The 13,102-nt window shown below is 30.8% G+C and carries 11 protein-coding genes; 2 read left to right on the forward strand and 9 right to left on the reverse strand.

Features of this window, described 5'->3' with window-relative positions; genetic code table 11:
* Positions 1-47: 47 nt before the first annotated feature.
* The 4 genes from CEE44_00820 to CEE44_00835 are packed head-to-tail and all read right to left on the reverse strand — an operon-like array spanning position 48 to position 3,561.
* Positions 48-1,409, reverse strand: coding sequence for a hypothetical protein (locus CEE44_00820; GenBank protein ID TKJ17061.1), 1,362 nt, complete (start codon positions 1,407-1,409; stop codon positions 48-50).
* Between the two features lie 3 nt (positions 1,410-1,412).
* On the reverse strand, positions 1,413-1,664 hold the full coding sequence (locus tag CEE44_00825; protein TKJ17062.1) for a hypothetical protein: 252 nt from the start codon (positions 1,662-1,664) through the stop codon (positions 1,413-1,415).
* 42 nt (positions 1,665-1,706) lie between these two features.
* Positions 1,707-3,056, reverse strand: coding sequence for a hypothetical protein (locus tag CEE44_00830; protein TKJ17063.1), 1,350 nt, complete (start codon positions 3,054-3,056; stop codon positions 1,707-1,709).
* A 4-nt stretch (positions 3,057-3,060) separates the two neighbouring features.
* Complete coding sequence (locus tag CEE44_00835; protein TKJ17064.1) at positions 3,061-3,561, reverse strand: hypothetical protein; 501 nt, start codon at positions 3,559-3,561, stop codon at positions 3,061-3,063.
* A gap of 187 nt (positions 3,562-3,748) precedes the next feature.
* On the opposite strand from CEE44_00835, the gene CEE44_00840 reads away from it, so the two are divergent.
* Positions 3,749-4,933 (forward strand): hypothetical protein, encoded by a 1,185-nt coding sequence (locus tag CEE44_00840; GenBank protein TKJ17065.1) that lies wholly within the window; start codon positions 3,749-3,751, stop codon positions 4,931-4,933.
* Positions 4,934-4,966: 33 nt separating this feature from the next.
* Here CEE44_00840 and CEE44_00845 read toward each other — a convergent pair whose 3' ends face one another.
* Genes CEE44_00845 through CEE44_00855 form a run of 3 tightly spaced genes read right to left on the reverse strand, consistent with a single transcriptional unit; the run spans position 4,967 to position 9,572 of the window.
* Entirely contained in the window at positions 4,967-5,800 is an 834-nt protein-coding gene (locus CEE44_00845) for a hypothetical protein (GenBank protein TKJ17066.1), read from the reverse strand.
* Positions 5,776-6,201 carry a hypothetical protein gene (locus tag CEE44_00850; protein ID TKJ17067.1) on the reverse strand — a complete coding sequence of 142 codons (426 nt, stop codon included), beginning with the start codon at positions 6,199-6,201 and terminating at the stop codon, positions 5,776-5,778. The genes CEE44_00845 and CEE44_00850 overlap by 25 nt, the downstream gene beginning before the upstream one ends.
* A gap of 11 nt (positions 6,202-6,212) precedes the next feature.
* A complete protein-coding gene (locus tag CEE44_00855) occupies positions 6,213-9,572 on the reverse strand; it encodes a hypothetical protein (GenBank protein ID TKJ17068.1) in 3,360 nt (1,119 codons plus the stop codon).
* Between the two features lie 286 nt (positions 9,573-9,858).
* Between CEE44_00855 and CEE44_00860 the strand changes: the two genes are divergently transcribed.
* Positions 9,859-11,616, forward strand: a complete 1,758-nt coding sequence (locus tag CEE44_00860; protein ID TKJ17069.1) for a translation initiation factor IF-2 — start codon at positions 9,859-9,861, stop codon at positions 11,614-11,616.
* On the opposite strand, the gene CEE44_00865 is transcribed toward CEE44_00860, so the two are convergent.
* Both CEE44_00865 and CEE44_00870 read right to left on the reverse strand, forming a co-directional pair.
* The gene (locus CEE44_00865) at positions 11,617-11,841 is read right to left on the reverse strand and encodes a hypothetical protein (protein ID TKJ17070.1); all 225 of its coding nucleotides are present in this window, start codon (positions 11,839-11,841) and stop codon (positions 11,617-11,619) included. It abuts the gene before it with no gap.
* 42 nt (positions 11,842-11,883) lie between these two features.
* Complete coding sequence (locus tag CEE44_00870; protein TKJ17071.1) at positions 11,884-13,047, reverse strand: GTP-binding protein; 1,164 nt, start codon at positions 13,045-13,047, stop codon at positions 11,884-11,886.
* Positions 13,048-13,102 lie beyond the last annotated feature (55 nt).

Here is a 13,102-nt window from a genome sequence, read left to right on the forward strand (position 1 = left end):
ATTAAAATCTCTTAAAGGAAAATATGATATAAAAAAGAAAAAACAAATTACTCTTTTTTGAGAACAATCATTCTATCATAATCAATTTTATCGGCAAAAGACACATTTCTGTCAATATTCATACTCCTCTGTTTTAGAATTATTTGAAATTGTTTCTCTTTTTTGAATCCAACAGATTCAGCTATCTTTGATAGAAATAGTGATGTTGGAACAAAAACTTTTCTGATATTATTATCACCAATAACTATACAATATCTTCCACCATTTTTCAAAACTTTATACGCTTCTTCAAAATGTTTTTTCATATCTAAAAAATATTTATAAGTAACCCTCGACCTTAATTTACTTTGCGTATTAGAATCGTATGCATTATATATTTCTTCGATAATTTTATCTGTTTCATCGATTCCTATTTGACCTAGTATAGAATATTCTTTTTTTGGTATCCTCTCTGTACCAATCTCATAATTATATAAATTTAATCTATCTTGATCGCTTTTAACTAAATCTAACCAATGCACCCTTAACCTATTAGCCCAAATATAATCCATTGCATTAATGTATGGTGGAGATGTCACTATTAGATCAACCTTATCAATATCTTCTGGTAAATTTATTTCTCTAGCGTCATTTCCAATTATTTTTGCAAAATTAGATATGTTTTGTTCTTTAGAGAACTCAGAAATATATTCTATATATTTTTCTGAGAAAGACGAAAACAAATCAATAGTATCATTCTCTGAAAGTTGTTTTATATTTCTCCAATCTTTCCTCCTAGCCGTTAACATTTGTCCGGGTGCAATATAAGATGATTTTCTAACAGCCATAGAAAAAGATACTAAGAAAAAGTCTCTAATATCTTTATCTTCTATTTTATTTACATATTTTTTTATCTTAGCTAATCCTCTAATAACATTTTCATTAAACCAAAAATCAACTCCTCTAAAATTAGGTATTGGTAAATCAGAACTAGAATCGTTTTTGATATTATCCATCAATGAGTTATATTTAGATCGTAATTTGTTTTCTTCGATTGATGTTGATTTTACTTTGCTAACTAATCTAGCGTAAGGATTATAATCAATACCTAAACAATTTCTTTTTAACTTCTTTGCTTCTATAAAAGTTGTTCCTCCGCCTATAAAAGGGTCTAAAATAATATCGTTTTCTTTAGAAAAATTTTTAATTGCCCACCTTGGTAACTCAGGTATATATTTACAAGGATATAATGCTATATTATGTACGTCTCTTTTGCTTTCTCTAAAAATACTTAAATAAGCATCATCTTCAATATTCAAAGGAATATCTCCATATATTTTCTTGAGAGTTATTTCTCTTCCATTATCATTATGAACTTCTTGTTTTTGTTTTATATGTGAAGAAAATTCACCTAGATTTTTTTGTTGCATTTTTTAATTTTGTATTTTCATTCCTTTAAATCCTTCTTCAGGATTCTTTAACTTATATAACCTTTTTCTACTATCTTTATCATCAATATTAACTTCCAACCAACCAGCCTTTCTTAAATCTGAAAAGAAAACATTAATACCTGCATCGTCTTTCAAAGCTTTTTTAGCCTGTTCAAAAGTAAACTCTTTATCTTTAAATTTATTCCAGAGAATTGCGTATCGTATTTGGATCCATTTAGGGAGGGGTTTTGTCATAAGTAAATAGCTTATATATTAAGTATTTAAAAGTTTCTGTTTTTAATGATTTGGAATAATTTCCAAATAATGTTTACAGGAACTTTCTGCTAACTTATTAAACGCAGCCCTAACACTATCATTTTCTATTGCTTGTTGTGTTTCTAATACTAGATTATCCATTGTATTAAAATAGTGTGTTCTTGTTAATTTTGATTTTGTTTTCCCAATAAATGTTGAGAAGTCTCTCCCATTATATTCATTACAACAACCATAAGGACAAGGGAATTTTTTCCCATGAGAATCATATATTTTCTTCAATGCTCTCAGTGAAATCATAGAAAGAAAATAATAATAAAAATATTTTCCTTTCAAAAATGAGGGTAAGTCTGTATTTTTATAAGAAACAAACATGTTTTCTACAATCCCATTTGAAGGTGTAGAAAAACCATCAATTCCTGCTTGTAACATAAATAAACCCAAAGAATCAACATTTAATGCAAAAACTGGAATTTTAAACTTCTTACTTACTACCTTTAAACCTTTCAAAAATCTTTTAAGGTTGTCTCTTTGAATTCCAGCATTTCTACTATCTAAACCATAAGAATCAACTATCTTAAAGAAAAAGAATTGAGGTTGCTCTTCATTTATATATTTCAATATTTTATCTAAATAATCATATTCTTCAAGTGTAGACGTCTTTAAAACAAAGTTTGCAGCAGGTATCCATCCTTCGTGAGTTTTACAAATTTTTTCTGTTTCTTTATTTATTTTTATAGCCATATCTAAACTCTCAGATACTTCGGGAATAATCAGATTAGATGGAGCTAATAATATTTTAGAACCCAACCTTTTGCTTCTTTGTAAAAATTTCAAAGTGTGGTTAAATTCTTTTCCATGAAGTTTATGAATATACTCTCTAAATAATTTAATTTTATCAATTCTTTTTTTGTTTCTACTTTCATCACCTTTCTTTTTACCAATACCTATTTTTTTAATTTGTTCAACATATTCTAATGGTAAATTTTCAATATCTATTTGGTCAGGATCAACCAAACTTAAATATGAAGATTCTCCTAAGGGATCGATTATTATAACTTTGTTTTCTATAATTTCTAAAAAACCATTTTCTTTCTTGGTTCCGTCAAGATTTAATTGTACAGACCTTGTTTTTTTTGGTAAGAGTAATTTCTTAACATTATTAAAAGGGATAATAACCCCTTGAAAACAATTTTTTTTAAACTTGTTATTTTCAACCCAATCTGATAAAAAATCAACATCCCAACTTGATTTAGGTTCAACAAAAAAGCAAGGAGTACTGAATATTAAATCTTTTTTTGGTAAGTTTACATGAACTAATCTTCTTCTCACACCACTTGCTTCTTTAATTTCATTAATTTCGACGTTTTTCATTTTCTCACCTTATAATTCTTTTAGTATGTAATATTTTCATTATATCATCAAATCTTTCTTTAAATGTATCTAATTCATCTAATGGAATAATTATACCACCTTTAGATTCTATCTCATTATATATATCTTCTTTCTTTTCTTGGATATATAAAAATTTACCAAGACGATTTGAGATAACATAAATTTCAAAAAACTTATTTTGTAATATTATTTTATTTTTATATATAGGATCTAAAAGATTTCCATTAGAAAAAAGTAATCCATTTCTTGAATCTGGTGGATATTGGTAAATTTCCCCTTTTGTGATTAAGTTTTTGATATGTTTAGATATTGTGTTTCTATGAAAAAAAGTGTTTTCTTCAATCTGTTTCATGTTTATTCCAATATTAGTATTTAATTGGATTATCTCTTTGATTTTAGATTCGGCATACTTCTCTCTTTCTTGAGGAGGTTTTTTTGAATATAAATCATATTCTTCTAGTTCAGGTATCTTTATCGTGTGCATATATATTGTGAATAGAAAGGTATTTAAATACTTTATGGTTTTCTAATATACATATTGTGCATTTACGTTGTGCACACCAAAAAACGAAACATTTATATACTTAAGTGATATACTTATTTAATAAGTAAATAACTTATTAATATAAATAAGGCAAGAAGCCCGAAGGCTTCCTGTCGGAGGAACCAAAATGCACGACGAAGCACAAAATAGTTCTCCAATAGGAGAAAACAATTCAGAGGTTAAAAGCTTTTCTGAATTAAAAGAACAAAATGAAGAGTTGCATAACATTGCTAAAGAAATTATGTCAAGAATGGGAGAAGTCGAACAAGGCACTCATAAGAAATTTATACATGAGGTCATGGAAAAGTACAAAGATGTACAAAAGAAAAAAGATGGTAAATATAGTCAGGATTGGGCTTCATACAATAAAGTTCAGTCAAAAGAAAAACTCCTTTTAATGAACATTCTAGATGAACTTCTTAATTATGTTGAATTTCCTGAAGATAAGAAATGTGTTGGTAGAAAGCCTGTTGATTTAAAAGAGAAAATATTCTACACAATATTACAAGCCTACAATCTTAAAAGCGGTCGTAGGTGTATTTCTGACTTAGAGATAGCACGAAAACTAGGCTATGTAAACAAGACACCACATTTCAATACAGTATTGAATTGTCTTAAAGATCAATCTCTAACTATATATTTAAAACATTTAATTGAAGTTTCTGGTATTCCATTAAAACAAATAGAATCTGACTTTGCAGTTGATGCTTCTGGATTTTCCACATCAGAGTTTGGTAGATGGTTTGATGTTAGAACAGGCTCTAATTCCGATAAAAGAAAGTATAGGAAATGTCATATAACTTGTGGCGTCAGAACTAATATAATTACTGCTGTGAATATAACAAAAGGAACAAGGTCAGATAGTCCAGAGTTTCCTGATCTAATTAAAAAAACAAACAGAATTTATGATATAAAAGAAGTTTCCGCAGATAAAGGGTATACTTCCCGAGAAAACCTCCAAGCTGTTTCTAATATTGGGGCTATACCTTTTATACCTTTCAAAAAGAACATTAAGCCAAATACAAGGAGTAAGAATGTAGACATTTGGAGAAAGATGTATATGTTCTTTACTCATTATCCAGAAGAGTTTGATCATCATTATCATAAAAGAAGTAATGTTGAGACTTGCTTTCATATGATTAAGAGGAAGTTTAACAGCCATTTGAGAAGCAGAACAGAAACAGGACAAGATAATGAAGTATTAGCTAAATGTTTATGCCACAATCTTTGTGTCTTGGCTCAAGAAGCTATGGAACTAGGAATTGAACTTGATTTTAAAAAATGTGCAGACATAGAGGTTGCACATAATTAGGGATAGTTTATGTGCAAAGCTGGTTATTTCAACTTATTTTTTAGTCTTAATTTTTTTATTGAGAAAATACCCTGCAATACCCAGAACTATAACTACTACAAGTACAGACAATCCAAGTCTAAAATTCTCTTTAGCTTTAAACAAACCTATTACTGCTCCAGTTATAGCACTAAGTCCTGTTTTTTCTGGTGTTGTTTCCTCTGTTGTCTCAGCAGGAGCTGTTTCCAGCCCTAAACCTTCATCTGTTTCTTCTTCGGGCTCTTCATTACTTTGAATTTGTACTTGTGGTGGAAGAACATAAGTACAGCTTACCGTTTGTCTGTAAGAACCGTTATTACATTCTGTATCAGCACATAGTTCTGTTTGTTTACCATAAGAAGAACATGGAGAAATTGGCTCACACACATAATTAGGTTTACAGCTGGAGCCACCACCGCCTCCTCCGCCTCCTCCTCCTCCGCCTCCTCCGCCACCTCCAGAGCCATCTTCTGGACTTGAAGGTTGTTCTGGTTGTTCTTGTATTATTACATTTAAATCAAGATTATTTGTAGTGCCCCATCCTCTTGTTGCATTTCCTGCTTCTACATCTTCAATTTTAAAAATGATAATATCATCTATAAAACCAGACGTAACAAATAGTGTATATTTACCAGTTTCATTTAAATTATAAGTACTATCTAATGTTTCATTAACATAAACTTGTATTTCAGTTCCAATAGGAGCAGATTCATTATTAATTTTTACATTCCCATAATATTTATCTGGTAATGGTGGTGTGGATGGAACTGCACTTACTAAACTTAAAGAAAATATTACAATAAATAAAATTAAAATTTTTTTAGTCATTTTTTCTTCTTCTTTCCCCATAATAATATAAAAATTATTAATATTAACAATATAATTGGTATTATAAAAAATAACTTATTTTTATTTGGTGTTTCTTGTGTTATTAATAAATCTATCTGTTCTATTTTTCCAACCCCATATTTAACAGTTTTATCTGTGTTAATTTCATTTACATACAAATTAATAAGCTTTTCTGTTGGTTCTTGAATTAATAAAGTATAATGACCTTTCTTGGAAACTTCAACACTGGTTATTTTTTGTTCATCTATTTTTGCTGTTATTATAGTTCCAACTTTAGCTGGTTTTTCATTTATTAAAACTTCTCCACTAATAATCATAGGTAATTTTGGAGGTTCAGCAGAACTAACAAAATTTAATAAAAGAAAAAATATAAAAAATATAAAAAATATTTTTATTTTCATGGTCTAATATCTTAGTTTGTGTATGTTATCTCTTCAGATGTGTATAACCAATAACCTTCTCCTGGTGTCATTTCTGGGAATGCGTAAGTTCTTGTTTTCAAGTTGTTCACTTTAAAGTTAGTTCCATCATATCTCAACAAAAAGGCTTGGATTACCTTTGGGTTATCTTCAAAAACATAACCTATTGCATCTTCTACAAGTTGTGTCTCAGCATCCATACTCATGTGACCAATTAAGTTCCATCCTGTAAAGAATGTTCTTGTTTCTGATGGTAAACATCCTTCAGCTACTCCGCACTCTTCATAATCCAAAGGAACTTCTTCTCCGTTTGACTCAACCCAATAACCGGTTCCTGGATCTATTGCTGTTGGTTCAACCCAATTACTTCCTTGTGTATCATAAGTCCATACTAAGTTACCGAATGGTGTATTATCCACTAATGTTTTTGGAATTGAGATTAAATTCCAACCATCACTAAGGTGCATTATAAAGTTAACAGTTTTAATAGTATATCCTAAACTTGTTGTGTCTTTCCCTACCACATCTATTGTTGTTATATAATATGTTATTTCTCCAATCTCTCCTAGAGCATTAATATTTACACACCATTTGTCATCAATTACTTCATCTTCTGTCATTGATGATTCTCCTTCAAGATCATAGTATAAGACAGCACTTGCAACATCACTTCCAGCATCTGTTATTGTAGCACAAATTTCTATTGACTCTTCAACTACTGTAATGAGGTCACCAGTTACATCAGTTATTTCAGGAGCTGTTGTATCAAGCACAATTGTATCTGAAGCTTGTCCTGTATTTTCAGCTAAATCTGTTGCAATAACAGTCACAGGGTTTTCACCTTCTACTATTAACTCAATTGTAGCTGAATAAGTATTCTCAACAATATCTGCTCCAACACCATTTACAGTTATTGTGTCTATATTTAATTCTGTAAAAGTTCCTGTAATTTCCTGAGTATTCACATTAGTAGGAGTAATTACAGAATCAATATTTATAGTTGGACTTGTCCAGTCAATGCTAAATGTTCTTTCAACAGTATCTCCTTCATTACCTACCTTGTCAATAGCTAATGCTTCTATTTTACAAGTATCTATTCCTTCGTTTCTACAATCTGCTTCTGGACTAACACTTAATGTTATAGGCTCTGAACATGGTCTTGAACCTAAATTTTTTGTTACTGGCCAAGAATTTCCATCATAACTTCTGATTCTATATTTACATATTTCTAATCCTGAAACACCAGTATCAGGAGCTTGACCAAGTTCGTCAGAATCTATCAAACTAACTTCAAAAGCTTCGTCCTGCAAAGAGCTAGCATCTGGTGAAACGATTTCTGTTTCTGGACCTGTTGTGTCAACATTGAAATCCTCATCATAAGCCCAAGCCCATGGTTCATAAAGAACATTTTCACTTACAGAATCACAAGCATCATCTTCAGGTCCTTTTGAACAGCCCCAATAGTTGGTTTCTGCATTCAATATATATTCTGCATGAACATTGCTGACAGCACCTATGTATGTTTCTCCATCCCATGTCCATTCAGTACCATCGTTGCCGACGAAATTGTTATAGTGAGCTACATTACCCTCTCCCATATCACCACCACCACGTATTGCAAAATCATTGTTCATTATATCATTGTACTGGATGATGTTGTTGGTAGCTCCGGATTCAAGCTTGACACCGGTATGGCAGTCATGAACATCATTATATTTAACTGTTGTGCCAACAGTATTTTTGGCCAAAGCAAAAGCATTCTGGACTAATGAGATTTCATTATAGCTGAATACAATATCAGTTCCAGCATTATAAGTACCAATTCCTGTGCTCCTATATGTCTCTCCAGTATATGATAAGTCTGTTATAGTGTTGTAAGTTGCTGAACCCTTAGCACCTTCAAGGAAGAACATGCCATTAGGAACCCCTACTGAAGAGTTTCCTGGCCCGTTAATACTGTTATTGTTATAGTCAGCTGTCATTGTTCCACCAAGAGCGTATATACCTGCCCTATTATAGACTTCTACAGTGCACTCAGTTACCTCTAAGGTAACAGGATTAGTTATAGCAGCGGCAAATATGCCTGCAGTACGATCAGGTAGAGTTGGGTTTCCAATGACTGTCACAGAATCTATTGTACCACTAGTCTCAAGGTAAACTAGACCAGCAACCCATGTAGTTGATTTACTTGGAATTAGAGAACCATCAATCTTTAGGTCTTTCACTGTAACAATACCTCCTGTGGTTTCAACAGAGACTATTGCCGACATTGAACTGGGGCTACCACCAAGCCAAGGAATACTAGTTGTAGGAGTCAATTCCACTGCAGGAGGCTGAATTATTGTAGTATCTCCAGCACCTTGAAGTGTTAGACTCTTATCAATAATAACTTGTTCATCATATATTCCTTCAGCAACATTAATTGTTTCTCCACCTTCTGCAGCACTAATTGCATTTGTGATTGTATCAAAAATTATAAATTCTTGTGGACTTGAATAATCTATATTTCCAAGAGAATCTTTTGCAGCTGCACAAACCCACTTATGACCAATTACAGGATTTGTATCTGTATATGTATCAAAAGAGCCAGAACAACTTGTAGGATCTGTATCATGAAATTTGAATCTCATTTCAACACAATCTTCTGTAATACAATCAATTGTTGCAGTTGCACCACCCTGTTTTACTAACCAACCTTCAGGAGCTCCTGAAACACTTACAGTTGGTCCAGTTGTATCCAGAATTATTGTGTCTGAAGCTTCTCCTATATTTCCTGCCAAATCTGTTGCAATAACAGTTACAGTATTCTCTCCTTCTACTAATAAATCAATTGTAGCTGAATAAGTATTCCCATCAATATCTGCTACAACACTATTTACTTCAATTTTATCAAGATTTAACTCAGTAAAAGTTCCTGTAATTAATTGTGTATTAACCTTAGTGGGGGTAATTACAGGGTCAATAGTTACAATAGGATTAGTATTATCTAAAGTAAATGATCCAGAAAAACCATTCATTTCAAAATTACTAGAATCTCTAACTAAAATAGTATATTCACCATCATCTATAGAAGTAGTATTCCATTGAAATGGGGAATTACTATATCCTCTAAAAGGTTGAATAACTTCCCATCCTCCATTACCTAAAACTATATCTACAAAATCTCCTTCAAATCCTATCGCTGTCCATTCAATATCATAAACACCTTTTACATCTTCATCAGCGATAGGTGAAGTAACTTGAATTGAACTTATTGCACCCAAAACACTCCCACTCATCATTCCAATCATCAAAACCATCATAGAAATCAAAACTATACTTTTATTTAGAAAAAAACCTTTTTTATTATTCATTTTTAAACCACCCTCATAATTTTTAATAAAAATTAAGTTATTTTCTATTTAAAAGTAGTACTTATATAAAAGCATTTATGAAATCAAAACTATATGACAAAAAAGTAGAAATTTTTTCAGTACTGGGTTGTGACAAAAAAGAAATAATTAAAATCAACCAATTCGGGTATAAAAAAGTTCATTTTCAAAAAATTATAGTCATAAACTTTTCTATTTTGGAATAGCAAATAAATAAAAAACATAAGAATAACAACATTTAAAAGTTATATAAAAATCTATTATTATTATGAAATCAACAAGAAGCCCAATATGTACTGTCATGGGCCATGTCGACCATGGAAAATCAAGTATATTAGATAATATTAGAGGCAGCGCTATTGTTAAATCTGAAGCAGGAGCAATTACCCAGGCAATTGGAGCTTCTATAATACCATTAAATACAATAAAAAATATTTGTGGTGATTTGTTAAAACAGCTAAAGATGGATTTTACAATTCCTGGCTTACTATTTATAGATACTCCAGGCCACGCAGCATTCACAAATCTAAGAAAAAGGGGTGGAAACCTAGCAGACATAGCAATCTTAGTTATTGATGTAAATGAAGGTATAAAACCTCAAACAATGGAAAGTATTGAAATTCTAAAACAATATAAAACCCCTTTTGTTATTGCACTTAATAAAATTGATCTAATTTCTGGCTGGCAAACCAAAAAGATAAATATCCTATCATCAATAACGCAACAATCACAATCAATACAACAAATTTTAGACAAAAAATTATATGAGCTAGTTGGAAAACTATCAGAAATTAAAATCAATTCTGAAAGATTTGACAGAGTTGATGATTATACCAAACAAATAGCAATGATACCTTGCTCTGCAAAAACAGGAGAGGGAATTCCTGAATTATTAATGGTTTTAACAGGATTAGCTCAAAGATTTTTAGAGAAATGTCTTGAATGTGATGTAGATGGAAGTGCAAAAGGAACTATCTTAGAAGTAAAAGAAGAAAAAGGCTTAGGAAAAACAATTGATGTAATTATTTACGACGGGACATTAAAAACAGGTGATACAATTGTTATTGCGGGTCTTGAAAAATCAATAACAACCAAAGTAAAAGCTTTGTTTGAACCAGTACCATTAGCAGAAATCCGTGATAAAAAATCTAATTTTAAATCAGTAAAAAAAGTTAGTGCAGCAACTGGTGTAAAAATATCTGCCTTGGATATAGATGAAGTTGTTTCAGGAATGCCTTTAAGATCCTGCCAGAAAAAAGAGATAGAAAAAACCAAACAAGAGCTACAACAAGAAGTTAAAGAAGTTTTGATTGAAACAGACAAAGAAGGAATTGTCATAAAAGCAGATTCTTTAGGAAGCTTAGAAGCCTTAATAAAACTACTAAAAGAAAATGAGGTATCTATAAGAAGAGCTTCGATTGGCAATATAACAAAAAAAGATATTGCAGAAGCAGAATCCAATTTTGAAAAAGATCCTCTAAAATCAGTAATACTGGCATTTAATATTGAAGAAGGATCTGTAAATGAGAATGTAAAAATTATTTCAAGTGATATAATCTACAAAATAATTGAAGATTATGATAAATGGAAAAAAGACAAACTTCTTGAAATGCAGGAATGCCAGATAGATAAATTGATAAGACCTTGCAAAATAAAAATCATGGCTGGTTATATTTTCAGACAATCTAATCCAGCAATTGTTGGATCAGATATTTTAGCAGGAACTCTTAGAATAGGTATGCCCCTGATGAATTCACAGGGAAAAGAGATTACAGAAGTAAAAAGCATTCAGGCAGATAAAGATAAACTAGAAAAAGCAGAATCAGGAAAACAAGTTGCAGTCTCAATGCCAAATGTAACTGTAGGCAGGCAGATAAATGAAAATGATGAATTATATTCTTCTATTCCGGAGGAAGATTTTAAAAAATTAAAAAATCTAAAAGAATTCTTAACAAAAGAAGAGGTTGAAGTTATAAAAGAGATAGCAGAAATAAAAAGAAAAGAGAATGTAGTTTGGGGTGTATAATCACCTTATAATATCTTCAATTGGTTTTTTCTTTTGTGCTTTAGCACTTTTCGCAGCCTTTTCCAAATCAACACCAAGACCTTTTAAATCTTTAACATGAATCTGCATAAGCTGTTCTACAATTTGCAAAATCTTCAGCATTTCTTCTCTCTCTTTTGCTAAAGTTGTTAAAGCACCTTTATGAAAACCAATTTGTTCGTCTTTTGAAACTTTTTCTTTTGTCATGAGTATCACCAACAATAAAAAATTAGGAGTAGTTTATAAATCTTATCTTATATGCAACTCCAAAACATCCTTATCTTCCAAATTTTTATCCATTTTATTGTATTTTTGACCGTCAAACTTAGCAGATTTCCCCCAAACACGTGCAAATCTAAAATTACTAACAAAATCCTTGTGCAATTTTTCGCAAATATCTCTAATACTACAGGATTTAAACATAATCAAGGGTTCTTCCATATCTGGTTTTTTCCCAACCTCTTTTAAAAAAATTCTTATCAAATCAAGTTTTTGATAAATAGCTTCTCTTAAATCCCCAATACCTTTACCTGTTTCAGCAGAAACCACCACACAAGGTTTAATCTTTTCAGAAATTGATTTGAGAGTTAATTTATTGACCAAATCTATTTTTGTAATAACATTTAATGATTTTGTATATATTTTATTATTCTCCAAAACATCAATAAACTGATCTAAAGTTATATCTTCCCTAAATAAAATGTCAACATTAATCATCTTAAACATTTTCATAATATCTTCAATTGTTTTCTTATTAATTTTAGTTAATTTAACTAAAGAACTCACACTAATTCCTCCTCTTTCTTTTTTTGTGATAACAACGTCTGGTTTTTTTTGATCTAATCTAATATCTGCATCATAAACTTCTTTTAACAATGATTTATATTGGTGAAGATTCTGTGCTTCAACTAAAATCATTACCAAATCCGCATTACGAAGCATTGTTAAAACCTCTTTTCCACGCCCCTTACCAGAAGCAGCTCCACCAACAACACCAGGAACATCAATAATTTGGATCTGAGCATATTTATATTTCATCAAACCAGGAACAGCAGAAAGTGTTGTAAAAGCATACGCTCCAATATCTGATTTAGCATTTGTTAGTTTATTCAATAGAGTTGATTTTCCAACAGAAGGGAATCCTAATAATACAACAGTTCCATCTCCTGTTTTTCTAACACTAAATCTATCATCCCCTCCTTTTCCCTTAGCAGAACGTTTTAAATTTTTGCCTTTTAACAAAGCTAATTTCCCTTTCAAAAGTCCTACAGCACGCTCTGTACTCTTATTAACTTTAGTTTTACTAATCTCTTTTTCAAGCTCTTGGATCTGCTCTGGTAAATTGCTCTTTTTTCTTTCAACTACCTGAACTTCCTTTCTCTTTCCAACCTTAACCTTCTTCTTGCCTCCCATAACGTCTGAAAAGAAAAAGCATCTTTATAAAAATATCTATTCCCTTAAAACTACC

The organism is Candidatus Woesearchaeota archaeon B3_Woes (assembly GCA_005222965.1).
Taxonomy (GTDB): Archaea; Nanobdellota; Nanobdellia; order Woesearchaeales; family B3-WOES; genus B3-WOES.

What these genes read in the sequence shown, in the direction of transcription:
- CEE44_00820 (TKJ17061.1), bottom strand. Translation starts at nt 1,409, where the DNA reads ATGCAACAAAAAAATCTAGGTGAATTTTCTTCACATATAAAACAAAAA.
- CEE44_00825 (TKJ17062.1), bottom strand. Translation starts at nt 1,664, where the DNA reads ATGACAAAACCCCTCCCTAAATGGATCCAAATACGATACGCAATTCTC.
- CEE44_00830 (TKJ17063.1), bottom strand. Translation starts at nt 3,056, where the DNA reads ATGAAAAACGTCGAAATTAATGAAATTAAAGAAGCAAGTGGTGTGAGA.
- CEE44_00835 (TKJ17064.1), bottom strand. Translation starts at nt 3,561, where the DNA reads ATGCACACGATAAAGATACCTGAACTAGAAGAATATGATTTATATTCA.
- CEE44_00840 (TKJ17065.1), top strand. Translation starts at nt 3,749, where the DNA reads ATGCACGACGAAGCACAAAATAGTTCTCCAATAGGAGAAAACAATTCA.
- CEE44_00845 (TKJ17066.1), bottom strand. Translation starts at nt 5,800, where the DNA reads ATGGGGAAAGAAGAAGAAAAAATGACTAAAAAAATTTTAATTTTATTT.
- CEE44_00850 (TKJ17067.1), bottom strand. Translation starts at nt 6,201, where the DNA reads ATGAAAATAAAAATATTTTTTATATTTTTTATATTTTTTCTTTTATTA.
- CEE44_00855 (TKJ17068.1), bottom strand. Translation starts at nt 9,572, where the DNA reads ATGAATAATAAAAAAGGTTTTTTTCTAAATAAAAGTATAGTTTTGATT.
- CEE44_00860 (TKJ17069.1), top strand. Translation starts at nt 9,859, where the DNA reads ATGAAATCAACAAGAAGCCCAATATGTACTGTCATGGGCCATGTCGAC.
- CEE44_00865 (TKJ17070.1), bottom strand. Translation starts at nt 11,841, where the DNA reads ATGACAAAAGAAAAAGTTTCAAAAGACGAACAAATTGGTTTTCATAAA.
- CEE44_00870 (TKJ17071.1), bottom strand. Translation starts at nt 13,047, where the DNA reads ATGGGAGGCAAGAAGAAGGTTAAGGTTGGAAAGAGAAAGGAAGTTCAG.